Raw genomic sequence first — 614 nt, 5'->3', positions numbered from 1 at the left:
CTCGCCCTGTTGCCGGCCGACGTAGCGGTGGCCGCCGCCGTCGGGGATGTTGCCGAACTTGGTGACATCGACGTGGATCAGCGAGCCGGGGTGGTCGTGTTCGTAGCGGCGCAGCGGTTCGCCGGTGACCCGGTCGATACGGGACAGGCGGTTGATCCGGCAGCGCACCAGCACCGCGTGCACCGTGGAGGCGGGCAGCTCGAGCCGGCCGGCGATCTGGACCGGGCCGAGCCGGTGCCGCCACCGCAGTCGCACGATCTTTCGGACCAGCGCGGGTGAGGTCTTGGCAGGACTGTGGTGCGGGCGGCAGCTGCGGTCGGCCATCCCTGCGGGGCCTTCGTGCCGGTATCGTTCGGCCCATTTGCGGGCGGTCTTGGCGGCGACCATGAACATCTTCGCCGCTTCGGCGCAGGTCCAGCCCTGCTCGACGATCAGGCGGGCCAGCCGTAGCCGGGTGCGTGGGGTCAGGGTGGCGTTAGGGTGGGACACGAAGGCCTCCGGCGGGTGATGTGGTTCCTAGACAGCTCCACTTCACAACCGGAGGCCTTCACCTGTCAGCACGACAGGCCGACACCGGGTCACCTCGACTCGGAACAACGTCCCTGGACATCACA

1 protein-coding gene is annotated in these 614 nt (G+C 69.1%); it reads right to left on the bottom strand.

Annotated features, from left to right (window positions below; genetic code table 11):
- Window positions 1-489: leucine zipper domain-containing protein (locus tag H5965_RS46005; protein WP_310977645.1), on the bottom strand; the 489-nt coding region annotated here is incomplete at its 3' end.
- Window positions 490-614: the final 125 nt, after the last annotated feature.

The organism is Amycolatopsis sp. 505 (assembly GCF_031625235.1).
Lineage (GTDB): Bacteria > Actinomycetota > Actinomycetes > Mycobacteriales > Pseudonocardiaceae > Amycolatopsis.
Note: the sequence above shows the minus strand (reverse complement) of the source record. Positions and strands in the feature narration are given on the sequence as shown.